25 protein-coding genes are annotated in these 25784 nt (G+C 72.0%); 9 read left to right on the top strand and 16 right to left on the bottom strand.

Annotated features, from left to right (window positions below):
• Positions 1-7 precede the first annotated feature (7 nt).
• Complete coding sequence (locus tag GPA04_RS17025) at positions 8-1753, bottom strand: serine/threonine-protein kinase (protein WP_162458651.1); 1746 nt, start codon at positions 1751-1753, stop codon at positions 8-10.
• A gap of 110 nt (positions 1754-1863) precedes the next feature.
• Between GPA04_RS17025 and GPA04_RS17020 the strand changes: the two genes are divergently transcribed.
• On the top strand, positions 1864-2682 hold the full coding sequence (locus GPA04_RS17020) for a hypothetical protein (RefSeq protein WP_156225402.1): 819 nt from the start codon (positions 1864-1866) through the stop codon (positions 2680-2682).
• Between the two features lie 4 nt (positions 2683-2686).
• On the opposite strand, the gene GPA04_RS17015 is transcribed toward GPA04_RS17020, so the two are convergent.
• From GPA04_RS17015 to GPA04_RS16995, 5 genes are read right to left on the bottom strand one after another with little or no spacing between them, the layout of a single operon-like run.
• Complete coding sequence (locus GPA04_RS17015; protein WP_156225401.1) at positions 2687-3247, bottom strand: GNAT family N-acetyltransferase; 561 nt, start codon at positions 3245-3247, stop codon at positions 2687-2689.
• Positions 3248-3272: 25 nt separating this feature from the next.
• Positions 3273-3950: a response regulator gene (locus GPA04_RS17010; RefSeq protein WP_156225400.1), complete on the bottom strand. Its 678-nt coding sequence runs from the start codon at positions 3948-3950 to the stop codon at positions 3273-3275.
• Complete coding sequence (locus GPA04_RS17005; protein ID WP_156225399.1) at positions 3947-5260, bottom strand: sensor histidine kinase; 1314 nt, start codon at positions 5258-5260, stop codon at positions 3947-3949. Before GPA04_RS17005 ends, GPA04_RS17010 begins: the two co-directional genes overlap by 4 nt.
• Positions 5261-5277: 17 nt before the next feature.
• A complete protein-coding gene (locus GPA04_RS17000) occupies positions 5278-6120 on the bottom strand; it encodes an ABC-2 transporter permease (protein ID WP_156225398.1) in 843 nt (280 codons plus the stop codon).
• The gene (locus GPA04_RS16995; RefSeq protein ID WP_156225397.1) at positions 6117-7070 is read right to left on the bottom strand and encodes an ABC transporter ATP-binding protein; all 954 of its coding nucleotides are present in this window, start codon (positions 7068-7070) and stop codon (positions 6117-6119) included. Before GPA04_RS16995 ends, GPA04_RS17000 begins: the two co-directional genes overlap by 4 nt.
• A gap of 296 nt (positions 7071-7366) precedes the next feature.
• Here GPA04_RS16995 and GPA04_RS16990 point away from each other — a divergent pair, with 296 nt between their 5' ends.
• Both GPA04_RS16990 and GPA04_RS16985 read left to right on the top strand, forming a co-directional pair.
• Positions 7367-8257 carry a Bax inhibitor-1/YccA family protein gene (locus GPA04_RS16990; RefSeq protein ID WP_156225396.1) on the top strand — a complete coding sequence of 297 codons (891 nt, stop codon included), beginning with the start codon at positions 7367-7369 and terminating at the stop codon, positions 8255-8257.
• A gap of 467 nt (positions 8258-8724) precedes the next feature.
• On the top strand, positions 8725-9699 hold the full coding sequence (locus GPA04_RS16985) for an acetylxylan esterase (RefSeq protein WP_156225395.1): 975 nt from the start codon (positions 8725-8727) through the stop codon (positions 9697-9699).
• Here the strand turns inward: GPA04_RS16985 and GPA04_RS16980 are convergent.
• The gene (locus tag GPA04_RS16980) at positions 9692-10717 is read right to left on the bottom strand and encodes a GNAT family N-acetyltransferase (protein WP_241680873.1); all 1026 of its coding nucleotides are present in this window, start codon (positions 10715-10717) and stop codon (positions 9692-9694) included. The genes GPA04_RS16985 and GPA04_RS16980 overlap by 8 nt on opposite strands.
• Before the next feature lie 53 nt (positions 10718-10770).
• Between GPA04_RS16980 and GPA04_RS16975 the strand changes: the two genes are divergently transcribed.
• Positions 10771-11175 carry an FKBP-type peptidyl-prolyl cis-trans isomerase gene (locus GPA04_RS16975; RefSeq protein WP_156225394.1) on the top strand — a complete coding sequence of 135 codons (405 nt, stop codon included), beginning with the start codon at positions 10771-10773 and terminating at the stop codon, positions 11173-11175.
• A 49-nt stretch (positions 11176-11224) separates the two neighbouring features.
• Here the strand turns inward: GPA04_RS16975 and GPA04_RS16970 are convergent, their stop codons facing one another.
• From GPA04_RS16970 to GPA04_RS16945, 6 genes are read right to left on the bottom strand one after another with little or no spacing between them, the layout of a single operon-like run.
• A complete protein-coding gene (locus tag GPA04_RS16970) occupies positions 11225-12250 on the bottom strand; it encodes a Gfo/Idh/MocA family protein (RefSeq protein ID WP_156225393.1) in 1026 nt (341 codons plus the stop codon).
• Positions 12247-13245: a Gfo/Idh/MocA family protein gene (locus GPA04_RS16965; protein WP_156225392.1), complete on the bottom strand. Its 999-nt coding sequence runs from the start codon at positions 13243-13245 to the stop codon at positions 12247-12249. The genes GPA04_RS16970 and GPA04_RS16965 overlap by 4 nt, the downstream gene beginning before the upstream one ends.
• Before the next feature lie 26 nt (positions 13246-13271).
• Positions 13272-14141 carry a carbohydrate ABC transporter permease gene (locus tag GPA04_RS16960; RefSeq protein ID WP_156225391.1) on the bottom strand — a complete coding sequence of 290 codons (870 nt, stop codon included), beginning with the start codon at positions 14139-14141 and terminating at the stop codon, positions 13272-13274.
• Positions 14134-15075 (bottom strand): carbohydrate ABC transporter permease, encoded by a 942-nt coding sequence (locus tag GPA04_RS16955; protein ID WP_156225390.1) that lies wholly within the window; start codon positions 15073-15075, stop codon positions 14134-14136. Before GPA04_RS16955 ends, GPA04_RS16960 begins: the two co-directional genes overlap by 8 nt.
• Positions 15075-16340: an ABC transporter substrate-binding protein gene (locus GPA04_RS16950; RefSeq protein WP_156225389.1), complete on the bottom strand. Its 1266-nt coding sequence runs from the start codon at positions 16338-16340 to the stop codon at positions 15075-15077. The genes GPA04_RS16955 and GPA04_RS16950 overlap by 1 nt, the downstream gene beginning before the upstream one ends.
• Positions 16337-17587 (bottom strand): ROK family protein, encoded by a 1251-nt coding sequence (locus tag GPA04_RS16945; protein ID WP_156225388.1) that lies wholly within the window; start codon positions 17585-17587, stop codon positions 16337-16339. The genes GPA04_RS16950 and GPA04_RS16945 overlap by 4 nt, the downstream gene beginning before the upstream one ends.
• A gap of 155 nt (positions 17588-17742) precedes the next feature.
• On the opposite strand from GPA04_RS16945, the gene GPA04_RS16940 reads away from it, so the two are divergent.
• Positions 17743-18912 carry an AI-2E family transporter gene (locus GPA04_RS16940; RefSeq protein ID WP_156225387.1) on the top strand — a complete coding sequence of 390 codons (1170 nt, stop codon included), beginning with the start codon at positions 17743-17745 and terminating at the stop codon, positions 18910-18912.
• 50 nt (positions 18913-18962) lie between these two features.
• On the opposite strand, the gene msrA is transcribed toward GPA04_RS16940, so the two are convergent.
• A complete protein-coding gene (gene msrA / locus GPA04_RS16935) occupies positions 18963-19664 on the bottom strand; it encodes a peptide-methionine (S)-S-oxide reductase MsrA (protein ID WP_170299371.1) in 702 nt (233 codons plus the stop codon).
• 198 nt (positions 19665-19862) lie between these two features.
• On the opposite strand from msrA, the gene GPA04_RS16930 reads away from it, so the two are divergent.
• The 3 genes from GPA04_RS16930 (at position 19863) to ilvA (ending at position 22721) form a co-directional block, all read left to right on the top strand.
• Positions 19863-20219 carry a hypothetical protein gene (locus GPA04_RS16930; protein ID WP_366464885.1) on the top strand — a complete coding sequence of 119 codons (357 nt, stop codon included), beginning with the start codon at positions 19863-19865 and terminating at the stop codon, positions 20217-20219.
• A 97-nt stretch (positions 20220-20316) separates the two neighbouring features.
• Positions 20317-21522: an AI-2E family transporter gene (locus GPA04_RS16925; RefSeq protein ID WP_156225385.1), complete on the top strand. Its 1206-nt coding sequence runs from the start codon at positions 20317-20319 to the stop codon at positions 21520-21522.
• On the top strand, positions 21507-22721 hold the full coding sequence (ilvA, locus tag GPA04_RS16920; protein ID WP_241680871.1) for a threonine ammonia-lyase: 1215 nt from the start codon (positions 21507-21509) through the stop codon (positions 22719-22721). The genes GPA04_RS16925 and ilvA overlap by 16 nt, the downstream gene beginning before the upstream one ends.
• Positions 22722-22798: 77 nt before the next feature.
• On the opposite strand, the gene greA is transcribed toward ilvA, so the two are convergent.
• Positions 22799-23281: a transcription elongation factor GreA gene (gene greA, locus GPA04_RS16915; RefSeq protein ID WP_156225384.1), complete on the bottom strand. Its 483-nt coding sequence runs from the start codon at positions 23279-23281 to the stop codon at positions 22799-22801.
• A 287-nt stretch (positions 23282-23568) separates the two neighbouring features.
• Between greA and GPA04_RS16910 the strand changes: the two genes are divergently transcribed.
• On the top strand, positions 23569-25347 hold the full coding sequence (locus tag GPA04_RS16910; protein ID WP_156225383.1) for a hypothetical protein: 1779 nt from the start codon (positions 23569-23571) through the stop codon (positions 25345-25347).
• A gap of 7 nt (positions 25348-25354) precedes the next feature.
• On the opposite strand, the gene GPA04_RS16905 is transcribed toward GPA04_RS16910, so the two are convergent.
• Complete coding sequence (locus GPA04_RS16905) at positions 25355-25774, bottom strand: DUF4307 domain-containing protein (RefSeq protein WP_156225382.1); 420 nt, start codon at positions 25772-25774, stop codon at positions 25355-25357.
• Between the last annotated feature and the right edge of the window lie 10 nt (positions 25775-25784).

The raw sequence follows: 25784 nt of genomic DNA, 5'->3' as shown, positions 1-25784 counted from the left end.
CGCCGACTCAGTAGGCGTCGGTGATCGTGATGATCACGAGGGTGGCCTCGCTGACCTTGATGCCCACGTCGGGGTGGGTGTTGGAGAAGTACCCGTACGGTGCGGCCACCAGGATGACGTCTCCGCTGTGCATGGCGCCGACCTCGAGCCCGAGCGTGGCGGCCAGCTCCTCGGCGTCGAGGGTCGTGGCGCCGTCGAGGTTCGCCGACTCCCTCGGGTTGAGCAGCACGGTCTCGCCGTCGAGCCACTCGGAGCTGTCGGTGGAGATCTCGGCGAAGACGGTGCCCTCCAGCGTGGCGCCGTCGCCCGTGGCCACGGTCAGTGCCTCGACCTCGCCCGGGACCGCGAGCCCCTCGGGGATCTCGACCTCGTAGACGCCGGTGCTCGTGAGCCGCCAGTCGAGGTGCTCGACCGCCCGCCCGTCGTAGCTCGGACCTGCGTTCGCCTGGGCGATCAGCAGCGACGCGACCACGACGCAGGCAAGGACCAGCACCACGACGAAGCCCACGTAGGCGAGCTTCCAGCTCGGTCGGGTCCGCGGCGCCGTGCTCGGTGCGGCGGGAGCCGCCACCGCCGGCTGCGCACCCGACGCGACGTGGGGTCGGCTCGCCGACCAGCCCGCGTTCCCCACCTGGCCTGCGGCGACGTGCGCGGGTGGCGCCCCCGTGCCGGGGTGCGTGCCGGACATGCCCGGGTGAGCCCCACCCTCCTGGACGGGCGCAGCCACCTGCGCACCGCCGTCGCCGACGGGGGCGAGCGTCGCGTGGCCTTCGGGGAGCTGGATCGGCTGGCTCTGCAGCACGCGCGTGGTCGGCTCGGGCGGCCGTGCGGGGGCGCTGCCGCGCGGCACCTCCAGCGGGGTGACCTCGAAGCCGAGCTCGCGCTGGATGTCCTGGAGCGCCCGCCCCATGTCTGCGGCGGAGTCGTACCGGGCGGCCCGGTCGTGCGAGAGCCCGCGCCGCAGCATGTCCCGCAACGACGCAGGCAGGTCCGGGCGCTTCATGGCGCCGATGAAGCCGCTGGCGATGCGGCCGGTCAGGTGCGCCGCGGTGTTCGGACCGCCGGGGACCTCGTGTGGCGAGCGCCCCTCGAGCAGCGAGTAGAGCGTGGCCGTCAGCGAGTACCGGTCCGACCGGGCGTCGGAGACCGGCGGGTCCCAGAGCGTCTCCGGCGCCGCCCACGGCAGGCTCATGCCGACCGAGCTCTCACCGGTCCCGGGGCGGTCGCCGGCAGGCCGCGCGGGTTCGTGGAACCCCTCGTCGATCGTCGAGATCCCGAAGTCGGACAGCACCGGCACGCCGTACTCGGTCAGCAGGATGTTGGCGGGCTTGATGTCGCGGTGCACGATGCCGGCACGGTGCGCCGCCTCGAGCGCGCCCGAGAGCCTGATGCCGAGGGTGAGCACGTCCTTCACCGACATCGGGTAGTGCCGGTAGAACGCGCCGAGGCTGCCGCCCGAGCAGAACTCCATGACCAGGTACGGCTGGCCGTCGTCGTCGACGTCGGCCGCGTAGATCGCGGCGATGTTGGAGTGGTTGGACACCCGTGCCATCAGGTTGGCCTCGGCGGCGAACTGCTCCCGGACGGACGCGCTGAGGTCGTCGGTGCGCAGCACCTTGATCGCCACCTCGCGACGTGGCATCTCCTGCTCGTACAGGTACACGTCGGAGAACCCGCCGTGCCCGATCGGGCGGACATAGGTGTAACCCGGAATCTCCGGTGCGTTCACCGGCTCCTGGTGCACCTCTGGCACGGCACCTCCGGTACGGGCTCGACTGTGGCGGCGGGGCCGACCCGGACGTGACTCGCGTGCGTGGGGCGGCCACCTAGGCTGATGTGAGTCCAGGCGATTGTAGGGGAGCGATGAGCACACGACTTGCCCGAGCAGGTGCGGCGGTGGCGCTCCTGCTGCTCGCCGGTTGCGCCAGCGCCGACCCGGTCGGCTCCCTCGACGACGCCCCGGCCGGTGGCGCCGACCCCGCCGCGCAGGTCGCCGACCTGCAGACGCTGCTGACCGAGGTGTACGCGCACGGGCTGGACGCCACGGGAACGGACACGACGATCGTCTCCGACGGCGCCACCGTGGACGTCGCGGTCGCCGAGCTGACGCAGGCGCTGGACCTGGGCGAGGGGGCGCGCGACTTCGCGGCCGCCACGGCGTTCGAGATCGGCGTGACCAGCGGCGAGGGCGGCGAGGTCGCCGAGGTCGAGGCCGTCACCTCCGAGCCGTCGGTGGTGGGCAGCCAGGACGGGAGGGCGGTCGCGACCGTGGCGGTCGTGCTCCGCATCTCCCGGACGGCGGGACCCACCGCCGAGGAGAGCGTCACGTTCGCGCTGGTGCTCGACGGCGACCGGCTGGCCGACGTCGCGTCCTGGGCACCGGGGTTGGACTCCGGGCTGGGGCTGTCCTCACCGACCGGCGCTGCGCAGCGGTTCCTGGACCTCGTGCACGAGGGCGATCTCGACGCCGCACGGTACTTCTCCGACGGCGTCAACACCGACACCCAGCTCGAGGTGCTGGCGGCCGCGACCACCGGTGACACCACGCTCACCGAGGTGCCCCAGGCCCGGCTCGGCTCCGCGCACGTGGTCTACGCGCTCGACCCCGACGGGCGGGTGCTGGGGCGGTTCGAGGTGCTGCTCGGCGCCCAGACGCGCGTGGTGTACTCCCCGACGTCCTGAGGCGCTACTGGCGTGGCTCGGGCTGCGTCCAGGTGAGCAGATCGAGCAGCATGGTCTGCGCGTCCCGGTCCTCGTCGCCGACGGCGACCGTGCGGAAGCCCGCCGCCGTGTACAGCGCGACCGCGGGGTTGTCCTTCTCCACGCTGAGGCTGATCGCGCGGTTCCCGGCATCCTGGGCGCGGCTGGCGATCGTGCGCAGCAGCCCGCGGCCGATGCCACGGCCCCGATGCGCGGGCGCGACACCCATGCTCAGCTCGGGGATGTCGTCGGCCACGTAGCCGTATCCCTGGGCGCCGGCGTTGAACCGGCGCAGCCACGCGGCGCCGACCGGGATCTGCAAGCCCGCAGGTCCGCCCAGGTCGACGGCGATGACGCCGAGGTCACCCTCGCGCTGCCAGCCCGCGACGTAGTGCGCCAGCCGCCGGTCGCGCAGCAGCTGTTTGCGGCTGACGCGCTCCTCACCGGTCCAGTTCACCGCCTCGAGCAGCATGTCGAGGAGAAACTCCGCGTCCTCCGGCCCGGCATCACGGACGCCGACAGGGCTCTGCTTGACGTCGTCGGTCATGGCACGCCCTCCCATCTGCAGAACATCAGGGACGGACGAGCCCGGACTCGTACGCGAAGATCACCGCTTGGACGCGGTCCCGCAGCCCCAGTTTTCCCAGCACCTTACCGACATGTGTCTTGATCGTCGCCTCGGACACCACCAGACGGGCAGCGATCTCGGCGTTCGACAGCCCCGCGGCCAGCGCCAGCAGCACCTCGCGCTCGCGCGGTGTGAGCTCGGCGAGGTCCTCCTCGAGGGCGTCGGTCGGCGTGATCGCGCTCGCGCCCGCCTCGGGCAGCCGGGTGCCGAACAGCTCCAGCATCCGCCTCGTCACGCGCGGGGCGATCACGGCGTCGCCCCGGTGCACGGTGCGGACCGCCTCGACCAGCTCGGCCGGCTTGGTGTCCTTGAGCAGGAACCCGCTGGCGCCCGCGCGGAGACCGGCGAAGGCGTACTCGTCGAGGTCGAACGTCGTGAGGATGATCACGCGGCACTCGGGGAGGGTGGCCGTGATCTGGGCGGTCGCGTCGATGCCGTTGCTGCCGGGCATCCGCACGTCCATGAGCACGACGTCGGGTCGCAGCGCCGTGGCCATCGACGCGCCGGTCGCGCCGTCGGCCGCCTCGCCGACGACCTCGAGGTCGTCCTCGGCCTCGAGCACCATGCGGAACCCCATCCGCAGCAGCGACTGGTCGTCGACCAGCAGCAGCGAGATCGTCATGTCGCCTCCGGGGGGATCGGGATGGTCGCGTGCACACGCCAGCCGTTGGCGTGCGGTCCGGCGATGACCGTGCCGCCGAAGGCGCCCACGCGCTCGCGCAGGCCGAGCAGCCCGCTGCCGCTGCCGGGCTGCACCGCGCCGGTGCCGGCGTCGTTGGAGACCACCACGGTAGCGGCGTCGTCGTCCCGGCTGATCTCGACCCGCACGCTGCTCGCGCCCGAGGCGTAGCGCAGCACGTTGGTGAGCGACTCCTGGACCACGCGGTAGACGGTCAGCGTGAAGCGTGGCTGCTGGGGGAGCGGGGGACCGGAGTCGACCCGTTCGACCGGGAGCCCGGCCGCGCGGAACCGACCGAGGAGCTCGTCGAGGTCGCCCGCGGTCGGCGCGAGCGGGGCGGCGCCGTCGAAGGGGACGTCCTCGCTCTCCTCGGTCCGGAGGACGCCGAGGATGGAGCGGATCTCGCTCAGCGCGTCCCGCCCGGTCCGGGACAGCTCCGCCAACGCGGCGCGGGTGCGCTCCGGCTGCTTGTCCATGCTGGCGCCGGCTCCGTCGGCGAGCGCCACCATCACCGAGACCGAGTGCGCGACGACGTCGTGCATCTCCCGGGCGATCCTGGCCCGTTCCGAGACGGTGGCGAGCTGCTCGCGCTGGTCGCGCTCGAGCGCGAGCCGGTTGGCCCGGTCCACGAGGTCCTGGGTGTGGAGACGCCGCGAGCGCACGCTGGTGCCGATGGCCAGGGCCACGAGGATGACCACGACCATCCACGACAGCACCCCGACGAGCGTCTGCGTGCGCGTGGCGGGTGGGCCGCTCATGCCCACGTCGACCTCGACGGCTTCGGCGGCCACGTAGAAGTCCAGCGTGAACCAGACGGTCGCGGACAGCGCGAGAACGGTGAGGATCGCGGCGATCCAGGCCACGCGGGGTGGGCGCAACGACGCCACGGCGTAGATCGCCAGGGCTGCGGCGAACTCGTGGCCGCCGGAGTTGTGGACGAAGGCGGAGCTGATCGCGGCGGCCACCAGCGTCCAGGCCAGCACGTGCAGCGGGTACCTGCGCCGGAACCACAGCGCTGCGCTCGTGAGCGCGATGAGCGCCACGTGCAGACCCGGATACCGGATCGGGAAGAAGAGGCTGATGAGGCTGGGCAGCAGGAACCACGCCACCACGACGACGTCGGTGCCACGGGGGTGCTCGGCGAACCAGCGGCGGACCGGCCCGAGCCGCCGCGCCTGCAGCGCGGTGAACGGTGCGGTCCTGACGGCGGGCACGCCGACGGCCGGCGCAGGCGGGAGATCTCCCGCCGGCACCGGCCGCTTGGGTGTGCTCAGGCGTCCCTCCGACGCAGGAGCACGGCCCCGCCCAGCAGCGCCAGCGCTGACCAGCCGAGCATCACGCCGTACCCCTGCCAAGGTGAGAGAGCCGCCGTCGCGCTCTCGCCCTCGAGCAGCCGTGCGCCGGCCAGCGAGGGCAGGTACGGGCTGGTCTCCTGGAAGAAGTCCGGCGACAGGTTCGGCCAGATCAGCGGGATCACGAAGAAGATCACGACCGCGACGGCGATACCGCCCGCGGTGTGCCGCAGGATCGTGCCGACACCCAGGGCGAACAACGCGACCGCCACCAGGTACAGCGGCGCGCCGAGCAGCGCCAGCAGCGTGCCCTCGCGCGCGAGGTCGATCGTGACGTCGTGCTCGGACAGCAACGGGATGCTGACCAGGGCGCCGAGCCCGACACCGACGAGGCCGGTGAGGAACGCGGTCACGCTCACCACGACGCCCTTGGCCGCCAGCACGGGGAGCCTGGTCGGGACGGCCGCGAGCGTCGAACGGATCTGCCCGGTGGCGTACTCGCCGCTGATCACCATCACACCCAGGACCGCCACCACGATCTGCGCCATGATGTAGCCGGCGACGGCAGCCTGCACCGCCATGTCGAAGTCGTCGGGCAGCACGCCCGGGCCGCCGGTGTCCTCGGGGTTGGACAGCAGGAACGAGAAGCTCCACGCGCTGATCGCCGCGAGGCCGACCATGACGACGACCGTCGCGCCCAGGATCCAGGGGGTGGAGCGGACGGCGGTGAACTTGATCCACTCGGACCGGAGCTCACCCAGGAAGGTGACGCGCGCCGTCGGGGGGACGGACGTGGCGCGCCGTTCGGCGACGGCGGTCATCGGGAGGCCTCCTGAGTCGACGAGGCTGCGGCAGCGCTGGCGACCGGCGCCTCGGAGTGGTACTCGACCTCACCGGCGGTGAGGGTCATGAACGCTTCCTCGAGCGAGGCGCTGATCGGGGTCAGCTCGTGCAGGGCGATCCCGCGCCCGGCGGCGAGGTCGCCGATGGCGGAGGCCTGCAGGCCCGCGACGGTGATCACCTCGGAGTCGGTCGAGGTGATGGTGACGCCATCACGCTGCAGCGCCTCGGCGAGCTCGGTGGCCCGCGGGCTGCGCACCTTGACCGAGCCGGTGGTGCTGGCGGCGATGATGTCGTCGACCGAACCGGTGGTGATGATCCGGCCGCGGCCGATGACGATGATGTCGTCGGCCGTGATCGCCATCTCGCTCATGAGGTGGGAGGACAGGAACACGGTCCGGCCCTCGCTGGCGAGGTAACGCACCATGGTGCGGACCCACTTGACGCCCTCGGGGTCGAGGCCGTTGACCGGCTCGTCGAGCACGAGGGTCTTGGGGTCGCCCATCATCGCCGCGGCGATGCCGAGCCGCTGGCCCATGCCGAGCGAGAAGCCGCCGACGCGCTTGCGGGCCACGTCGGTCAGCCCGGTGAGCTCGATGACCTCCTCGACCCGCTTGATGCCGATCCCGTGCGTCGCGGCGAGCGCTCGCAGGTGGTTCCGTGCGCTCGAGCCGGTGTGCACGGCCTTCGCCTCCAGCAGCGCGCCCACCTCGAGCAGCGGCGCGCGGTGCTGCGCGTAGGGCTTGCCGTTCACGGTGACCCGGCCCGACGTGGGTCGGTCCAGCCCCATGATCATGCGCATCGTGGTCGACTTGCCGGCCCCGTTCGGGCCCAGGAAGCCGGTGACCCTGCCGGGCTCGACGCTGAAGGTGACCGAGTCGACGGCCACCTTGTCTCCATAACGCTTGGTGAGGTTCTCGGCCTCGATCATCGGCGTCCTCTCCTGCCTCTGCGCTCGTCGCGCCTGTCGTTGTCAACGGTAGGCCGCAGCCGCAGGACGCACACCGCCCGAGCGGTGGATCTTCGCCTGCGTGCGGCTCCACCGAACGGGTGAGGTCCCCATGCTGGGGGTGCACGACGCGGACGCGCCACCGGTGCGTTCCCGGGAACACGCGGCGCCTGATCTCCGTTGAAACGGTCAGTCGGATATGGGCGCCGTGCGCTCCTACCCGTAGCATGAACCCAGGACGCCACACCGGCGCCACGACCAGGAGGACACAGGTCCAGATGGCCAATCCCTACTTCAGCAACAGCGCGAACTTCGGGAAGAGCACGCCTCAGCCCGGTTCCGTGGGTGTCGGCTACCAGCCGAACGCCCAGGGCTATGCCCAGCAGAGCCCGTACGGCACCCCCAGCCCCTACGGGACGCCCGGCACGTACGACCAGACCACCGACGCGCAGTTCCGGCAGGTCCAGGACGCGTACAACGCGCCGTCGGCCACCGCTGCCCAGACCGGCCGGCTCACGTACGACGACGTGATCATGAAGACCGCGACCGTGCTCGGCACGATCGTGCTCGCGGCGGCCCTGGCGTGGTTCCTGGTGCCGGCCTCGATCATGATGCCGGTGATGATCGTCGGCCTGCTGGGCGGCTTCGTGCTCGGCCTGGTCAACGCCTTCAAGAAGGAGCCGTCGCCCGCGCTGATCATGGGCTACGCGGCTCTCGAAGGTGTCTTCCTGGGACTGATCTCCAAGGTGTTCGAGTTCGCGTACCCGGGCATCGTGGTCCAGGCGGTGCTCGCGACGTTCATCACCTTCGGCGTCACGCTCGCGCTCTTCAGGAGCGGCAAGATCCGCGTCACCCCCAAGTTCCGCAAGATCCTCACGATCGGTCTGATCAGCTACGGCATCTTCGCCGTGATCAACCTGGTCCTGGGCTTCATGGGCGTGGGTGAGGGCTGGGGCCTGCGGACCGGCGGCCTCGGCCTGCTGATCGGCGCGGTCGCCGTGGTGCTCGCCGCGATGACGCTCGTCATGGACTTCGACCAGATCCAGCGCGGCGTCGCCAACGGTGTGGCCCGCAAGTACGCCTGGTCGGCGGCCTTCGGCATCGCCCTCTCGCTCGTGTGGCTCTACCTGGAGTTCCTGCGGATCCTCGCGATCCTGCGTGGCGACTGACCCGCACAGCACCTCGTTCACGACGGCGGCCTCGCACCTTCGGGTGCGGGGCCGCCGTCGTGCGTGGGGCGCGCGCGGCCTAGCTCGAGAGCGGCGGTGACCTAGCGCCCACGTTGGTGCAGCGGCGGTGAGATAGGGCCCACGGAGGGGCGCGCGGTGGGCTCTCAGTCACCGCTGCCGCGCGGGAGTGGGCTCTCAGAGCGCGGGAGCCTGGCTCAGCACGGACACGCGGAGCGGCATGGCGGGCATCTCCGGCAGCGCCGGTGAGTTAGCGCCCACGTCAGCGCACGGGCGGTGAGATAGGGCCCACCGAGGGGCGCGCGGTGGGCGCTCAGTCACCGCCGCAGCCCGGGAGTGGGCGCTAAGTCACCGCTGGCGCGAGCAGGGTGGGCGCTCAGTCACCGCTACCGCGGACAGGGTGGCGAGTGTGTACGGCGGTGGGGCCGGCCGGTCGCTACGGTAAGCGCATGCCGCTGTTCGACCTGCCGCTCGCCGACCTCGAGTCCTACGCCCCGGACGTCGCCGAGCCCGATGACTTCGACGCCTTCTGGCAGCGCACGCTGGGCGAGGCGCGTGGCCACGACCTGGCGCTGCGGGTCGAGCCCGCCACGTCGCACCTGCGCAACGTCGAGGTCTTCGACGTCACGTTCGCCGGCTTCGGAGGGCACCCGATCAAGGCCTGGTACGCGCGGCCCGCCGGCGTCGAGCAGGAGCTCCCGGTCGTCGTCAACTACCTCGGCTACTCCGGCGGGCGCGGGCTCCCGTGGGAGACCACGCTGTTCCCCAGCGCCGGCTACGCCTACCTGCGGGTCGACTCCCGCGGGCAGGGCTGGTCGCAGGGCTTCCCGGGCGACACCCCGGACCCGGTCGGGCACCCGCCCGCGGTGCCGGGCGTGATGACGCGCGGCCTGGAGAGCCCGGACACCTACTACTACCGGCGGCTCTTCACCGACGCCGCGCGCGCCGTCGACGCGGTCCGCGAGCTCTCGGGCGTCGCGCGGGACCGGGTCGTCGTCTCCGGTGGCTCCCAGGGTGGCGGCATCGCGATCGCCACCGCCGCGCTCGTGCCCGACGTCGCGGGTCTGATGACCGACGTGCCGTTCCTGCAGCACTTCCGCCGCGCCGTCGAGCTCGTGGGCACCTCGCCCTACAGCGAGATCAACGCCTACCTGGCGACCAACCGGCTCGCCGTCGAGCAGACCTGGCGCACGCTGTCCTACGTCGACGGCGTCAACATGGCCAAGCGGGGCAGGGCGCCGTCGCTGTGGTCGGTCGCGCTGATGGACATGACCTGCCCGCCCTCGACCGTCTACGCCTCCTACAACCGCTACGGCGGCCCCAAGGAGATGGAGATCTACCCCTACAACGGTCACGAGGGCGGTGCGGGGTTCCAGACCGGCCGCCAGCTGAGCTGGCTCGCCGAGCACGTGCCGCTCAGCTGAGGGTCAGGCGCTTCTGCCAGCTCTCGGTGACGTAGCTGGTCTCCCACCCGAGCGAGCGGTAGAGACCGTCGGCGCCGGTGGGGGAGTCGGCGTCGACCTCCAGCCCCACCCGGTTGCGTCCGCGCTCGGACGCGTCGTTGATGACGGTCGCGAGCAGGGCCTTGGCGACGCCGCGACCTCGCGCCAGCCGGTCGACGCCGATGTAGCTCACGTAGGAGCCCTCGACCCCTGAGGCGTCCGCCGGGGAGACGGTCGAGACCAGCGCACCGGCCACGAGGTCGTGTCCCTCGTGCTGCACGGTCGCCAGCCACCAGTGGTCCCAGCGGTGCCCGCTGTCCTCCCGCAACCGTTGCACGAACTCACCGAAGCTCTCGCGGTAGGAGTTGAAGTGGTCCGCGAAGGAGCGCTCCAGCACGCGATGCACGGCCTGCAGGTCCTCGGCGACCGGCATCGTGGTGCCGTCACCGAGGTCGTGGGTGCGCACGCGACGCACGGCCACGCCCTCGCGCCCGCGCAGCTGCTCACCCGGCGCGACGGGACGACTCATGTTGAGCCAGCGCCGAGCACGATGATGGCCGTGGCGCGCGAGCCAGCCCTGCATCTCCTCGTCACCGGCGTCGACGAGGATCTCGAGCAGTGTCTCGGACAGGTCGCGGCTCTGGGCGATCGCGGCGGCGGTCGCGTCGAGCCAGTCGAGGAGCGCGATCGCGACCGCCTCGGCGTCCCGCTGGGACCGGTCGACGTGCAGCACCAGGTCGGTGCGCCCGGCCGCGCGGTCGTGCGCGCTCGCCCAGGCGAGCGCGACGCCGTCGTCGAGGTCTGCCCTCCGGACGAGGAGCTGGTGCCGGGTCCAGGACCCGATCCCGACGGCGGTCGAGCGGACCGAGTCGACGTCGGCCCCGCCGTGCCCCCGCGTGCGCTCCCGGATCCGGCCGAGCAGGTCGGCCAACGCCTCGACGTCGGTCGCACGGAGGTGGTGGGCGGTGAGTCCGGGCGGCAGCTGGGGGAGTTCGCTCACGCGCCGATCCTTCCAGGTCGGCGCCCGCCGAGGACCCACGTAGGCTGGAACGCATGACCACCACCCTTCCCACCGCCAGCGGATCCTTCGGTGACAAGCCGGAGCTGACCTTCCCCGCGAACCAGCCGCCCGCCGACCTGCAGGTGCAGGTCCTCGAGCAGGGCACCGGCGCCACCGTCGAGTCCGGCCAGACGATCGAGGTCAACTACCTCGGGCAGGTCTGGGGCGGCAGCGTCTTCGACAACTCCTACGACCGCGGCAGCTCGATCGGGTTCCCGATCGGCGTCGGCCGTGTCATCTCCGGCTGGGACTCCAGCCTGGTCGGTGCGCAGATCGGCTCCCGCGTGCTGATCAGCATCCCGCCGCACGAGGGTTACGGCCCGATGGGCAACCCCCGCGCCGGGATCCGTGGCGACGACACCCTGGTGTTCGTCGTCGACGTCCTCGACGCCCGCTGACCCGCCGCCGTCGGGACCGGAGAACCCGGTCGCGACGGCGCAGCTCACCTCAGGTCGGGATCGTCACCTCTACCCGTTCCCCGGTCCGGATCGAGGCGTAGGCCGCCTGCACGATCGCGACGCCGCGAAGCCCCGCCCGGCCGTCCGGCCGCGGCGCGCGGCCGGTGCGGACGACGTCGAGGAACTCCGCGACCATCGCGGCGTCGGCGTTCGTGCCGTAGGGGATCCAGGCCCGGCCCCGCCCGCTGAGGTGGCCGTCCACGCGCTGCGTGAAGGCGTCCATCGCCGCCAACCCGCTGGTGCCGACGACCTCGAGGGTGAGGCCGCCCCACGTCGGGTAGTCGTCCGGGCGTGACCAGCTGCAGTCGATCGTCGCCATCACGCCCGAGGCGTACGTCACCTGCACCAGCCCCGCCGTCTCGACGCCTTCCTCGGCGTGCAGCACGCTGTTCGCCCGCGCGAGCACCGAGACCGGCGGGTCGCCGTCGAGCAGCGCGTCGAGCAGGTCGGCGACGTGCACGGTGTGGTCGGTGACCGCGCCGCCGCCCGACAGCTCGGGGTCCGTGAACCAGGAGCCGTGCCCGGGCAGCCGACCGTTGTTGGTCCCGGTCACGGCCAGCAGGTCGCCCACGTCGCCGCGCGCGACCGCCTGCGACAGCGCCTCGAAGGCGCTCGAGTACCTCACCGGGTGCGCGACCATCAGCCGCCGCCCGGCGGAATCGGCCGCCTCGACGAGGGCCGCCGCGTCGGCCACCGACGTCGCCAACGGCTTCTCGCAGAGCACGTGCGCGCCGGCGGCGAGTGCGGCCTCGGCATCGCGGCGGTGCCGGGTGTTCTCCGAGCACACGATGACGCCGTCGGGACGCTGCTCGAGGAGCGCCTCGGTGCTCGCCGCCCAGCGGGCCCCGGTCTCGACGACGGCCGCCTCGCCGCGCCCGGGCTGGTCGGCGGGGACGTCGGGGTCGCACGCGATCACCTCGACCCCTGGCATCGCCGCGAGCGCGTTCAGGTAGGAGAACGCGTGCCCGTGAGCCAGGGAGATGATGCCGATGCGTAGCGTCTGGTCCGTGCTCATGCAGGCACCTCGTTCGCGGTCGTCGGGTCGGGTGTGGAGAGCGCGACCGGGTCGCCCGTGGCCAGCGCCTGCAGGGCGGCCTCGCCGATCCGGATCGCCTCGACGCCGTCGGCTGCGCCCAGTCGCGGCTGGTCGCCGCCGCGCACCCAGGTGAGGAAGTCCTCGATCTCGCGGTGGTAGGGGCTGACGCCGACGATCGGTGGCAGCAGGCCCGTGGACGCCGCTGCGTCGCGGGCGTCGAGCCGCACCTCGGGGTGCTCGGTCGAGTCGTGCTGGAGCAGCCCGCCGGTGCCGGCCACCTCGACCGTGGTGCGGAACGTGGTGCCGGGCGGCCCCCAGGTGCCCGCGACGTGGCTGACGGCGCCGGAGGCGTGCGTCAGCAGCAGGTGGGCGGTCGCGACCTCGCCCGGCCGGCTGTGCTGCGCCGACACCTCGACCACCTCGCCGGCGAGCCAGCGCGCCTGGTCGATGTCGTGGATCATCTGGTCGAGCACGATCCCGCCCGAGCGCTCGGCGTCCTGGAACCACGGCTGCAGCGGGCGGGCGCCCGTGCGGGTGAACCGCAGCACCGCGAGGTCGCCGAGGTCGCCGGCCGCCACCCGCGCGTGGAGCGTCTCGTACGCCGGGAACCACCGGACCACGTGACCGGGCATCAGCTTGCGGCCGGCGTGCGCCGCCTCGGTCACCAGCTCCTGCGCCTCGGCCGCGGTGCGGGCGAGCGGCTTCTCGCACAGCACGTCGGCACCGGCCGCCAGGGCGGCGCGGACGACGGCGGGATGGGTGTCGGTCGGCGTGCAGACGTCGACGACGTCCGCGCCCTCGAGCGCCGCTGCCAAGGTCGGCACCGCCTCGGCCATGGGGTCGTCGCCGGCGAGCCGCTCGGCACCGGCGTGCGAGTGGATCCGCACGTGGGCGCCGAGCGCGCGCCAGCCGTCCAGGTGGGGCCGGGCGATGCCGCCGGCGCCGATCAGCGCGACGACAGGTGGGGTGGTCACAGGGACATGCTCCTTCGGTCGGGTTCTCACTTGCTGCCGCTCAGGGCGATGCCCTGGACGAACTGCCGCTGCAGCAGGATGAAGACGACGAGCATCGGCAGGCTCGCCAGCAGGGACCCGGCCATGAGGACCGGGTAGTCGGTGCTGAACTGACCCTGCAGCGTGGTCAGCCCGGCGCTGATCGGCATCACCGTGGGATCGGTGTTGACCACGAGCGGCCACAGCAGGTCGTTCCAGGAGTTCATCAGGGTGATGACGGCGAGGGCCGCCAGCGCGGGCTTGACCAACGGCAGCATGATGTTCCAGTAGATCCGCCAACGGCTGGCGCCGTCGAGCAGCGCGGCCTCCTCCATCTCGCGGGGCAGCCCGAGGAAGAACTGTCGCAGCAGGAACGTGCCGAACGCCGAGAACAGCCCCGGCAGGATCAGCGCCCCCACGGTGTTGAGCAGACCGAGCGAGACGATGATCTGGTACTGCGGCAGGATCAGCAGCTGGCTCGGGACCATGAGCACCGACAGGAACAGGGCGAAGATCAGCTCCCGGCCCCGGAACTCCAGCCGGGCGAAGGCGTACGCCGCGAGCGAGCACAGCGCGAGCTGGCCGACCGTGCGCGCGATCGCCACCACGGTGGAGACGCCGAGCTGCTCGGCGAACGGCAGCACCTCGAAGACCCGGGCGACGTTCTCCCAGAGCCACTCCTGCGGCAGCAGCCGCACCGGGACGGTCATCGCCTCGGCCTGCGACTTCAGCGCCGTCAGCAGCTGCCACACGAACGGGAACGCCATCAGCACCGCGCCGAGCACCAGCACGAGGTGCGTGGCGACGCCGCCGAGCCGCGTGCCGCGGGCGGTGCCGCGGCGGCGGGTGGGGGCGGGGTTCGTGGTTGCGTCAGTCATAGGTCACCCACCGCTTCTGGAGCTGGAACTGCACGGCTGTCAGCGCCGCGATGAGGATCGCCAGCAGGAACGCCAGCGCCGTCGCGGTGCCCTTGTCGTTGTCGACGAACGCGGTGTCGTAGAACAGCGTCACGATCGACTGCGAGGCGTTGAACGCGGGGTTCGCCGCCTGGCTCTGCACCATCACGTAGATGAGGTCGAAGATCTGCAGCGTCGCGATGACGTTGATGACGGAGCAGAAGAAGATCGTCGGCGTCAGCAGCGGCACCGTGATGCTGCGGAACCGGCGGACGCTACCCGCGCCGTCGATCTCCGCCGCTTCCTGGACATCGGTCCGGATCGCCTTGATGCCGGCCACGAAGATGATCAGGTAGTAGCCGATCTGGGTCCACACCTGCACGGCGCCGATGGCGATGAGCGCGGTCGCGGGGTTGGCCACCCAGTAGGTGCCCTGGATGCCGAACAACCCCAGGAACTCGTTGAGCAGGCCGTACTCGCCGTTGTAGAGCCACTTCCACACCATGCCGCTCGCCACCGGGAGCGTCACGAACGGGATGAAGTAGAGCGTGCGGTAGACCGAGACCCCGCGCAGACCCGGCCGGTTGAGCAGGGCCGCGAGCAGCAGCGCGATCGGCAGCACGAGCAGGCCGATCAGCAGGTAGGCGATCGTGTTGAGCAGCGCGCGCCAGAACAGGTCGGAGCGGAAGACCGTGGCGAAGTTCTCGAACCCGTTGAAGGTCCAGCCGCCGAACTGACCCCACTCGGCGAAGGACAGCCCGAACGTCGCGAGCGCCGGAACGAGGTAGAACGCGGCCAGGCCGATGGCGACCGGTGCGATGAAGGCGTATCCGATGCGCTGGGTGGCACGCGAGGACCGCGGACGGCGGGTCCTCGCGGTCTCGCTCCGGGCGCTCGTGGGGGTAGCGGTGACCATCAGCCCTCCTGGTCCAGCACGTCGTCCATCGCTGTCGCCAGCGCGCGGCTGGCGTCAGCGATGTCTCGGCTCGGGTCGCCGATCCACGCCTCGGCGAGATAGGTGTTCTGCAGGTTCTCCCAGGTGTTGGTCTGCATGGACACCGGGTAGGCGGTGCAGTCCTCGATCTGGTCGACGAACGAGCTCAGCGCGAACTCCGGCTTCGACTCCAGGTACGCCGCCTCGGTGCCGGCGAAGCTGGGCAGGATCGTCCCGCTCGCACCCTGGATCTCGCCCGCCTCACGGCCGGCCATGAACTTCACCAGCTCGTACGCGGCGTCGGGGTAGGCGCTGTGGGCGTTGACCACGTTCGCGAGCCCGTGGATGACGTTGCCGCGCCGCTGCCCTGCGGGCAGCACCGTGAGCTGGGTGCGTTCGCGGATGGCCGGGTCGTCGTAGGCCTCGACGGCGTCGTTCGGCAGCCCGTAGTACATGGCCACCTGTCCCGACAGGAACAACGAGCGGCCGACGGTGTCCGCCGTGGCCATCGCGTGCGGGGCATCCCCGGCGTTGATCATGTCGGTCCAGAACCGCAGGCCGCCGATCGTGGCCTCGTCGGCGAAGCCGGACCGGCCGTCCACGATCACCCCACCGTCGTTCTGGAAGATCGTCGGGTAGAGGTTGCGCTGCCGGTCGAGGGCGGAGGAGATCCCGTACCGGCGCCGGGTCGTGTCCCGGAACTCCGGGACGGCGTCGCGCACCGTGTCCCAGGTCCAGGTCTCGTCGGGATAGGGGACCCCGGCGGCGTCGAACAGCTCCCTGTTGTAGTAGAGGCTGATGCAGTCGTAGTCCTTCGGGATCCCGAACTGCTCGTCCTGGTAGGCGTAGAGGTCCACGAGGTTGGCGGGGTGGTCGGCGGCGAGGTCGACGCCGTCGTCGGTCAGCCGGCCCGAGAGCGGCAGCAGCATCCCGTGGTGGGCGAACCGCTGGATGTTGGGCCCGTTCATCCAGAACACGTCCGGTGCACCACCGCCGGTGATCGAGGTCTGGATCCTCGTCCAGTAGGTGGAGAACGGCGTGACCTGGAGCTCGACCTCGATGTCGGGATGCTCCTGCTGGAACAGCTCGATGATCTCCTGCATCGCGGGCACCTGCAGCTGGTCCCAGACCCCGTAGGAGATCCGGGCCCGGCCGCTCGGCGTGCTCTGCTCGCTCCCGCTGCTGCACGCCGCCGCAGCAGCCAACGGTGCGAGGGCCAGGCCTCGCAGCACGTCTCGTCGTCTCATGCCAGCACCTCCGAGATGGTGGGTTCGCGGTCGGGGTCGGGTAGGTGCGCGGACCTGACCACGGCCGCGTCGGCCGAACGGGCGGCATCAGCGACCTCGGGGGCGAGCGGGTCCTGCGGCGACCGCGCCTCCAGCACCGCCGCGAGCCACGCGTCGCCCACGGCGGCCTGACGCAGGGCGTGCGCGATCGCACCGACCAGGGTGGCGCGGGCGGCGAGCTCGCCGAGCACGATGTCGGGGGCGATGTCCGCGGGGAAGTCGACCTCGGCGCGGATGGCGTCGAGCAGGACCTCGCCCGCCAGCGCGGCCGGGCCGCTCACCACCACGAGGTCGGGGTCGACGAAGGAGCCGAGCACCCGGACGAGCCGTGCCACCGCCCGCGCCAGGTGCCGCACCTGGCCGACGGCGGTCGGGTCGCCCTCCGCCGCGGCGCGCAGGGTGCTCACGAAGCGGGGATCGTGCGGAGCGGCCCCGGCACCGAGCAGCTCGACGACGGGGTCGAAGTACAGGCTGGGGTTCGACCCGATCTCGCCCGCGGCACCGTGGCGGCCGTCGTGGACGTGTCCGTCGATCATCAGCGCCGTGCTGCTGCGGCGCCCGACGTGCACGTGCACCACGTCGGCCGCGGTGCGTGAGACCCCGGCCCGGTGCTCGCCGAGCGCGGCGAGGTTGACGTCGTTCGCGGCCACGACGGGGCTGCCCAGTCCGGCCGCGATCTGACTCGCGAGGGCCAGGCCGGTGATCGCCGGGATGATGTCGGAGCGCCGCACCCGGTCGCCGTCGACGACGATGCCGGGCACGGCGACGCAGGTGGCCGCGAGCTGCTCGCCCTCGATGCCGACGTCGGCGCAGGCCGCGCGGACCGCGGACACGACCGCCGCGGTCCAGATGTCGCCGTCGCCGTGGCTGTGGTCGTCGTCGTCCAGGACCGGTGTCCGGCGGACGGTCAGCGCCTCGCCGCACGGGCCGGCGATCACGACGCGGACGGCGCGCGGTCCCACGTCGACGGCGGCCACGAGCAACGCGCGGGGAGCGATGCGCCAGCGGCGCGCGGGCCGGCCCGCCCCGCCGTCGGCCGGGCCGGCGTCGGTGAGCCAACCGCGCTCCCGCAGCCGCGCGAGCACGCCGGTGAGGGTCTGCCGGGAGAGTCCCGTCGGCTCGCGCAGCTGCGCGAGCGTCGCGGCACCGGCCGCGGCGACCGCGGTCAGCACACGCGCCGCCGTCGCATCCCGCTCCGCACCCGACATCGCCGCCCCTTCTGTCAATCGACCTGACAGAAGACCGTAGGGCCTGGCGGTGGACCGGTCAAGGGCTCGGCCGGGATCGACGTCCGCAGGCCCGTACCCTGGGGCGTGCACGAGCGCCGACGGCGGTCCTGCACCTGGTGACGAGGAGGGGGCTCATGAGCTTGTTCGGCCGACGTTCACGAAAGCTGTCGCGACCCCGCGAGGATCCCGACGCTGCGCGCCCGCCCCAGCCCGCGGCCCCGGTGGAGGCATCCGCGCTGTGGTCGGAGGGGATCGGACGCGTGGGCACACGCTCGCTGCAGGTGCTCGCCGTGGTGGCCCTGCTCACCGCGGCCGTGTTCGCGCTCACGCGGCTCACACTCGTGGTCATCCCGGTGCTCCTCGCCCTCGTGGTCGCGGCCGCGCTGTCCCCGCTGGTCGGCGTGCTGCGCCGCCGGGGCCTGCCGTCGCTGCTCGCCACGGTGATCGCCCTCGCTGCGCTGGCCGCTGTGCTGGCCGGCGTCGTCTGGCTCGTGGCGGCCGCGGTGGTGCGGCAATGGCCGACGCTGCGCGACCAGGCGATCGAGGGGTTCAACGAGCTGCAGACCTACGTCCAGAACCTCCCGTTCGAGATCACGGAGGAGCAGATCACCTCGGTGCGCGACTCGCTCGAGGGGCTGCTGGCCTCCGACGCCGTGGGATCGGGTGCGCTCGCGGGAGCGACGCAGACGGTCGACTTCATCGCCGGGTTCTTCATCTTCGTCGTCGTGCTGTTCTTCTTCCTCAAGGACGGACCGCAGATCTGGGAGTTCCTGCTGCGGCCGTTCGAGGGCGCCCGGTACGAGCGGGGCAAGCGGATCGGCGGCTCGACCGTCACCACGCTGGGCGGCTACATCCGGGGCACGGCGATCGTGGCGGCCGTCGACGCCGTGTTCATCGGCATCGGGCTCGCGATCGTCGGCGTCCCGCTCGCGGTGCCTCTCGCGGTGCTGGTGTTCCTGCTCGCCTTCATCCCGCTGGTCGGCGCGACCCTGGCCGGCGTGCTCGCCGCCCTGGTCGCGCTGGTGGCGCTGGGACCGGTGGAGGCGCTGGTCGTGGTCGCGATCGTCGTGGCGGTCAACCAGCTCGAGGGCAACTTCCTGCAGCCGGTCGTCATGGCCCGGACGCTGAGCCTGCACCCGCTGGTGATCCTGGTCGCGCTGACCGCCGGGACCGTGCTCGCCGGCCTCACGGGCGCCGTGCTCGCGGTGCCGGTCGCGGCCTCGATCTGGCGGGCGATCCAGGTGTGGGACGGCCCGAACCTGCCGGCGAAGTTCGCGCGCGAGAAGGCGCGCGTCGCCGTCTAGCTCGGCCGGGCCGGCGTCGCCGCCGGCCCAGCCGACTCACCGGGGGAGCGTCAGCCCCGCGGCGGTGCCACGTCGACCTGCGCCGGCACCTGGTCCTGGCGGACGATGCCGATCTGGCAGGTCATGCCGTTCGGGCCGTGGTTGCAGTAGCCGCCGGGGTTCTTGTGCAGGTACTGCTGGTGGTAGGTCTCCGCGTAGTAGAACGGCCCGGCGTCCTCGGCCGAGCGGAGCTCGGTCGTGATGTCGCCGTAGCCGTGCGCGTGGACGACGTCGTTGAAGGCATCGCGGCTGGCGCGCACCACGGCCTCGTCGGCCGGGTCGGTCCAGTAGATCGCGCCGCGGTACTGGCTGCCGATGTCGTTGCCCTGTCGGTTGACCTGGGTCGGGTCGTGGTTCTCCCAGAACGCCTTGAGCAGGTGCTCGACGTCGGTCACGGTCGGGTCGTAGACGACCTGGACCGCCTCGGTGTGGCCGGTCCGGCCGGTGCACGTCTCCTCGTACGTCGGGTTGGGCGAGTAGCCGCCCATGTAGCCGACGGCGGTGCTCACCACGCCGGGGAGGCGCCAGAAGATGCGCTCTGCGCCCCAGAAACAGCCCATGGCGATGTACAGCACCCTGCTGCCCTCGGGCCAAGGACCCTGCAGCGGCGTCCCGAGCACCTCGTGCGTGGTCGGTACGGCGAAAGGGCGCTCGGAGTGGCCGGGGAGCGCCTGCTCGCGGGTCACCATCGTCGTCGAGCGTCCGAACATCATGAAAGTCTCCACCTCTGGTCGCCGCCGGGCGCGGCGCCATCCAGGACAACGCCGCCCCCGGGGTGCCTGTTCCCACCTGGGCGCCCCGCGGGCGTGACCGTGATCGCTCGAGCACCATGCTCGGCCTGGTCAGATCGACCTGTGTCCGTTCGGCGGGGACGTCCTCGGGTGTGCGGCCGGTCCGGCACGCGCATGCGCATGCGAGCATCGTCCTCCGACTGGTCAGGTGAGGGGATCTGGATGGACGCGGTCGAACGACCCACGGTGGTGTGCCTCTGCGGCTCGCTGCGCTTCCAGCACCTGTTCGACTCGGAGCGGCGACGACTGACATCCCTGGGCGTGATCGTGCTCGGCCCCGAGCCGATCAATGACGAGCTGACGCCGTCCAGGCGCGAGCTTCTGGGCGAGCTGCACCTGAGGCGGATCGACCTGGCCGACGAGGTCCGTGTCGTGAGCGAGGGCGGCCACGTGGGATCAGCGACACGCCGCGAGATCGCGTACGCACGTGCGAGGCGCAAGGTCATCACCTCGGTCGAGCCGGGTCTCGACCTGTGATCTCACGGAGGCCGGCCCGACGTGCGCGGCTGGACGAGTGACGGACCCACGTGCGGCCGGCACCACCTCCAGAGCAGGAACACCTAGGCTGCGTCCCATGGCTTGGTTCGGCAGGGGAGGCTCCCGCGAGGTCCGCGAGGTGCGCAGACCCCCGCAGCTGACCACCTCCGCCGCGAGCACCGCCGTGCGGGATGAGACGTCCCGCTCCGCCGTCCCGGCCGCCGTCCGTGCGGCCTCGGAGTGGTCGTGGCGCACGGTGCTGATCGTCATCGGCGTGGCCGTGGTCGTCGCCGTCCTGGTGTGGTTGAAGACGGTCGTCGTGCCGGTGCTGGTCGCGACGCTGCTGGCTTCGTTGCTCGCGCCGCTGACCGGGTGGCTGCACGTGCGGCTGCGCTTCCCGCGCGTCCTCGCCGTGCTGACGACCCTGGTCGGGGTGATCGCCGTGGTCAGCGGGCTCGTCACCCTCGCGGGCAGCTCGATCGTGGACGGCTTCCCCGCGCTCCGGGATCAGGCCATCGCCGGGTTCGACGACGCGCTGGCCTGGCTCAGCACCGGGCCGCTGCGGCTCGACGAGGCGACCTTGAGCGGCTGGGTCGACGAGCTGCAGCAGCAGCTCAGCACGAACTCCGACGCGATCATCTCGGGTGCGCTCTCGCTCACGTCCTCCGCGGGACACATCGCCGCCGGCGCGCTCATTGCGCTCTTCTGCCTGTTCTTCTTCCTCCTCGAGGGCCGCGCGATCTGGAGCTGGGTCGTTGGCCTGTTCCCGCGCGTCGCCCGGGCGCGGGTCGACGGCGCAGGGCTGCGTTCGTGGATCAGCCTCGGGTCCTACGCCCGCACCCAGATCCTGGTGGCGTTCGTCGACGGCATCGGCATCGGGCTGTTCGCCTGGCTGCTGGGGGTGCCGCTGCCGATCCCGCTCGGCATCCTGGTCTTCGTCGGGGCGTTCATCCCGATCATCGGTGCCCTCATCACCGGGAGCGTCGCGGTCGCCGTCGCCCTGGTCGACGGCGGTCTGCTCACCGCCGTCCTCATGCTCGTGGCCGTGCTGTTCGTGCAGCAGGTGGAGGGCAACCTGCTGCAGCCGTTGCTGATGAGCCACGCGCTCAGGCTGCACCCGGTGGCGGTGCTGCTTGCCGTCGCGACCGGCACGCTGGTCGGCGGGATCGTGGGGGCGCTGTTCGCGGTGCCGTTCATCGCCGTCACGAACACGGCGATCAAGTACCTCAACGGCAAGGACCCCATCCCTGACCGACTCAAGGGCGAGTTCGAGGAGCTGACGAAGCGGTGGCAGCAGGCCTGACGATCGGTGACGTCCGGGAAGCCGCGCGAGCGCTCGCCGGCGTGGTGTCCCGCACGCCGATCGAGGAGAGCGGGGCCCTGTCCCGGCTGGCGGGCACACGGGTGGTCCTCAAGTGCGAGAACCTCCAGCGCGGTGGGTCCTTCAAGATCCGTGGCGCCTACCTGCGGATGTCGCGGCTCAGCCCCGACGAGCAGTCGCGTGGTGTCGTCGCCGCCAGCGCCGGGAACCACGCCCAAGGAGTGGCGCTCGCCGCCGCGGCGCTGGGCATCGACGCGATCGTCTACATGCCGCTCGGTGCGGCGCTGCCCAAGGTCGCCGCGACCAAGGGGTACGGCGCGACCGTGAGGACGCACGGCACCACGGTGGACGAGGCGCTCGTCGAGGCGCGGGCCGAGGCCGAGCGCACCGGCCGTACCGTGATCCACCCCTTCGACCACCTCGACATCGTGACCGGGCAAGCCACCCTCGGGCTCGAGATCGCCGAGCAGGTGCCGGACGTGCGGACGGTCATCGTTCCCACCGGCGGCGGGGGACTGCTCGCCGGGGTCTCGACCGCCGTGCACGGGGTGCTGGGCGATCACGTCACCGTGGTCGGTGTGCAGGCCGAGGGCGCGGCCGCCTACCCGGAGTCGCTGCTGCAGGGCCGGCCGGTCGCGCTCAGCCAGATGCAGACGATGGCCGACGGCATCGCGATCGGCTGCCCGGGTGAGGTCCCGCTCGGGATCGTGGCGCGCGAGGTCCACCACGTCGAGACCGTCACCGAGGAGGAGCTCTCACGCGCGCTGCTGCTGCTCACCGAGCGGGCCAAGCTCGTGGTCGAGCCGTCCGGTGCGGCCGGCGTGGCGGCGCTGCTCAACCACCCCGGCGAGTGGGAGGGCCCCGTCGTCGTGGTGCTCTCCGGCGGCAACGTCGACCCGCTGGTGCTGATGCGGGTGCTGCAGCACGGCCTGGTCGCCGCGGGCCGGTACCTGCAGGTCAAGGTCCGCACCAAGGACACGCCCGGCCACCTCGCCCGGCTGCTGGCCGAGCTCGCGGCGCAGGGCGCGAACGTGCTCAGCGTGGGGCACGTGCGGACCGACGCCACCCTGGCCGTGGACGAGGTGGACATCGCCGTCGAGATCGAGACCCGCGGCGCCGAGCACTGCACGGCACTGGTCGAACGGCTGCTCGCCGAGGGGTACCAGGTCCTCCCGGGCTGAGCCCGCAGCCGCCTCGACAGCCCCAGACAGCAGCACCCGGCGCCCCTGAGGGGCACCGGGTGCAGCGATGAGGTGGGTCAGCCGTGGAAGGGCGTCGCCTTGGTGATCTTGACCTTCACCTTGCTACCGGAAGGCGTGGAGTACTCGACGGAGTCACCGGCCTTGTGGCCGAGGATCGCCGCGCCGAGGGGCGAGCTCGCCGAGTACACGTCGAGGTCGGTGTCGCCGGCGACCTCGCGCGAGCCGAGCAGGAACGTCATCTTCTCGCCGGCGACGGTCGCGTCGACCACCATGCCCGGCTCGACGATGCCGTCGTCGGCAGGCGCCTCACCGACCTGCGCGCTGCGCAGCAGGTCGTCGAGCTGGCGGATGCGGGCTTCCTGCTTCGCCTGCTCCTCGCGGGCGGCGTGGTAGCCGCCGTTCTCCTTGAGGTCACCTTCCTCGCGGGCGGCCTCGATCTTGTCCGCGATCTCGGCGCGACCCACGGCGGTCAGGTGGTCGTACTCGGCCTTCAGGCGGTCGTAGCTCTCCTGGGTGAGCCAGGTCGTCGTCTCGGACACGCGGGTACTCCTGTTCGCTTCGTGGGCGGCCCGGTCCGCAGGCGTGCGGACCTATGGCGACACCCGCCGGCGATCAGCTCTGCGCCTCGCCCGGTGATTCGTGCTGCCGGGGCGCTGCGCTCAGGCTCTCGCCAAGCGGGTGGAAGGAACCAGTTTAACAACGCCCTGGTCTCCTGGACGACCGGCGCGCCGATCGCGATAGTCTGCGCCTGCGGCGGCCCGCCTCGAGTGGTCGCAGGCAGAAGGCACCGGTCCACTGGACCCCGGGAAGAGGGCGGCGTGAGGCGATGACGGCAACCCCGCCAGGACCGCACGGATCCGAGCAGCCCGGCGAGGCAGCCGGCTGGCAGTCACCGCAGCAGCCGCACGCCGCGGCCCAGCACGGGCAGCAGCCGCAGCGGCAGTGGCCCGAGCAGGCGCAGGGCTCGCCGCCGCAGCACGCGCCCCAGGCGCAGCCGGCTGCGCAGCAGGCATGGCAGCAGCCGCAACAGCCGCAGCAGGGATGGCCCCAGCAGACGCAGCAGCTCCAGCAGCAGTGGCCCGGCCAGGGTCAGCCGCAGGCCTGGGCCGGCGGTGCGGACCCGCAGTACACGCACCAGCGGGCAGGCGGTGACTACGGCTACCAGTACGGCCCGATGCCGCAGTACCCCACGCCCCAGTTCCCGCCGCCGCCGCGGCCGCCGAAGAGTGGCATCCCGGGGTGGATGTGGGCGGTGGCAGCGGTGCTGGTGGTCGCCGTCGTCGCGGTGTTCGCGCTGCCGTCGTTGATCGACCGGGACCCCGGCGGTGACCCGAGCCCCACCGACGGGCAGTCGCAGCAGCCCGACGACGGGTTCGGCCAGCCCAACACCTCGCCGTCGGGCACGTTCACCGGCGAGCACATGCTCGCGGCGATGAACGAGGCGCTCGCCGAGCGTGATCGCGGCGCGTTCCTGCGGTTCTTCGAGGGCGAGGCGCTGACCCAGCTGTCGCTGTGGTGGGACAACATGGACGTGCTGCAGTGGTCGGTGGGCGCGATCTCCGTCGCTCCCGGGCAGCTCGACTCCTATGAGGACGACACGATCACGCTGCGCGTCACGCTCGGTGCGGTCACGGCCGGCTCACCGACCATCCCGGAGAGCAGCGACCACCCCGCCGCGGGTCTGGGGTACGCCCCGAGCAACATCTACACCGCGACGATCCGGGTCACCGACGACGGCGCGAGCGGCGTCATCAGCGGCTGGGAGATCGTCGGCACGGCGGCACCGTGGGACCTCGAGCCGCTCTACGCGGTCGTGACCGAGAGCTCGGTGATGGCGGGCTACGCCGACGAGCGGGAGCTCGTCGACCGGTTGGCGCCCCTCGGCGACATCGGTGCCTCCTGGGTCATCGAGACCTTCGAGCGGGAGACCGGCGTCGCGAACGCCCAGCGGTTCACGACGTTCGTGACCGAGGACGACGCGCGCTTCAACTCCTGGTTCATCGGCGAGACCGAGGGCTGGATCGCCGACCGCGCCGGGACGATGTTCCCGCAGCGACGGCCCTACGCCGGGGAGCACGTGCAGCCCTCGATCGCCGTCGGCGGCCCGAGCACGAACGCCGGCGGCGTCCTCACGATCGGCCCCAACGGCATCCTCTACGGGCCGGAGGACACCCAGGACACGATCGTGCACGAGTTCGTGCACGCCATGCACACGACCAACGTGCCGCAGCAGTCCTGGCCGGGATCGCCCGTCATGGAGGGGTGGGCCACGTACAACGAGGGACTGTTCACCGGGGACGGGGAGTTCGCGAGGAGCGGCACCTATGTCGGCCGGATGGTGCGGATGTGCCTGGAGGAGAACCCGTTCGACGGGCAGTTCCCCACGCAGGACGACTTCACCCCGGTCGAGACCGTGCACTGCGCGTACATCCTGAGCGGCGCGATGTACGCCTACGCCGACTCGCTCGGGGTCAACGTCTACGAGGCCGCGGACCTCGCGCTCCTCGAGGGCGACTCGTTGCCGGACGCGGTCACCGCCATGGGCGGACCGGTGATGGACCCGAACGCCTGGTGGAGCTGGGTCGAGGACAGCTACGGCACCTGAGCCGAGCTCAGAGGAGGTCGCAGCGCTTGACCATGGCGATGCTGGCGGTCTCGGTCGTCGCCATCGTCAGGTGCACGCGGCTCACCTGCGTGTCGGCCGGCGGGACGGTGACGTCGAGGATGCCGACCTGACCGAAGCCCGAGCCGACCGCCTCCAGCGTGCAGACCGCGGTGCTGCCCACGGGGCGGGTGACCTCGAGGACCAGCTCGACATGGCCGTCGTCGACGGCGGTGAACACCCCGACCTCGCCCTCCGCGCTGGGCTGCAGCATGCCCCACGAGACCCATCCGAGCCCTGCGGCGACCAGCAGGCCCGCGACCACCGCGACCAGCGGCACCCGTCGGCGTGGCCGGGAGGGCCTGTCGCCGTAGCGTTCCGCGGGTCGCGCGCGCTCGGTCCGCGAGGTGGCGGCGGGCGAGGGGGGCATCACGTGTCAT

The sequence above is a fragment of the Pseudactinotalea suaedae genome, assembly GCF_009733815.1.
GTDB lineage: Bacteria > Actinomycetota > Actinomycetes > Actinomycetales > Beutenbergiaceae > Pseudactinotalea > Pseudactinotalea suaedae.
The sequence above is the reverse complement of the archived record's forward strand: the minus strand, read 5'-3'. Positions and strand labels throughout refer to the sequence as shown.

Excerpts from the sequence above, each read along its gene's own strand:
- GPA04_RS17000 (WP_156225398.1), bottom strand. The coding sequence starts at position 6,120 with ATGACCGCCGTCGCCGAACGGCGCGCCACGTCCGTCCCCCCGACGGCG.
- msrA (WP_170299371.1), bottom strand. The coding sequence starts at position 19,664 with ATGATGTTCGGACGCTCGACGACGATGGTGACCCGCGAGCAGGCGCTC.
- GPA04_RS16955 (WP_156225390.1), bottom strand. The coding sequence starts at position 15,075 with ATGGTCACCGCTACCCCCACGAGCGCCCGGAGCGAGACCGCGAGGACC.
- GPA04_RS17020 (WP_156225402.1), top strand. The coding sequence starts at position 1,864 with ATGAGCACACGACTTGCCCGAGCAGGTGCGGCGGTGGCGCTCCTGCTG.
- GPA04_RS16950 (WP_156225389.1), bottom strand. The coding sequence starts at position 16,340 with ATGAGACGACGAGACGTGCTGCGAGGCCTGGCCCTCGCACCGTTGGCT.
- GPA04_RS16925 (WP_156225385.1), top strand. The coding sequence starts at position 20,317 with ATGGCTTGGTTCGGCAGGGGAGGCTCCCGCGAGGTCCGCGAGGTGCGC.
- GPA04_RS16940 (WP_156225387.1), top strand. The coding sequence starts at position 17,743 with ATGAGCTTGTTCGGCCGACGTTCACGAAAGCTGTCGCGACCCCGCGAG.
- GPA04_RS16945 (WP_156225388.1), bottom strand. The coding sequence starts at position 17,587 with ATGTCGGGTGCGGAGCGGGATGCGACGGCGGCGCGTGTGCTGACCGCG.
- GPA04_RS17010 (WP_156225400.1), bottom strand. The coding sequence starts at position 3,950 with ATGACGATCTCGCTGCTGCTGGTCGACGACCAGTCGCTGCTGCGGATG.
- GPA04_RS16930 (WP_366464885.1), top strand. The coding sequence starts at position 19,863 with ATGCGAGCATCGTCCTCCGACTGGTCAGGTGAGGGGATCTGGATGGAC.
- GPA04_RS16905 (WP_156225382.1), bottom strand. The coding sequence starts at position 25,774 with ATGCCCCCCTCGCCCGCCGCCACCTCGCGGACCGAGCGCGCGCGACCC.
- GPA04_RS16970 (WP_156225393.1), bottom strand. The coding sequence starts at position 12,250 with ATGAGCACGGACCAGACGCTACGCATCGGCATCATCTCCCTGGCTCAC.
- GPA04_RS16975 (WP_156225394.1), top strand. The coding sequence starts at position 10,771 with ATGACCACCACCCTTCCCACCGCCAGCGGATCCTTCGGTGACAAGCCG.
- GPA04_RS17015 (WP_156225401.1), bottom strand. The coding sequence starts at position 3,247 with ATGACCGACGACGTCAAGCAGAGCCCTGTCGGCGTCCGTGATGCCGGG.
- GPA04_RS16910 (WP_156225383.1), top strand. The coding sequence starts at position 23,569 with ATGACGGCAACCCCGCCAGGACCGCACGGATCCGAGCAGCCCGGCGAG.
- GPA04_RS16995 (WP_156225397.1), bottom strand. The coding sequence starts at position 7,070 with ATGATCGAGGCCGAGAACCTCACCAAGCGTTATGGAGACAAGGTGGCC.
- GPA04_RS16985 (WP_156225395.1), top strand. The coding sequence starts at position 8,725 with ATGCCGCTGTTCGACCTGCCGCTCGCCGACCTCGAGTCCTACGCCCCG.
- GPA04_RS16960 (WP_156225391.1), bottom strand. The coding sequence starts at position 14,141 with ATGACTGACGCAACCACGAACCCCGCCCCCACCCGCCGCCGCGGCACC.
- GPA04_RS16990 (WP_156225396.1), top strand. The coding sequence starts at position 7,367 with ATGGCCAATCCCTACTTCAGCAACAGCGCGAACTTCGGGAAGAGCACG.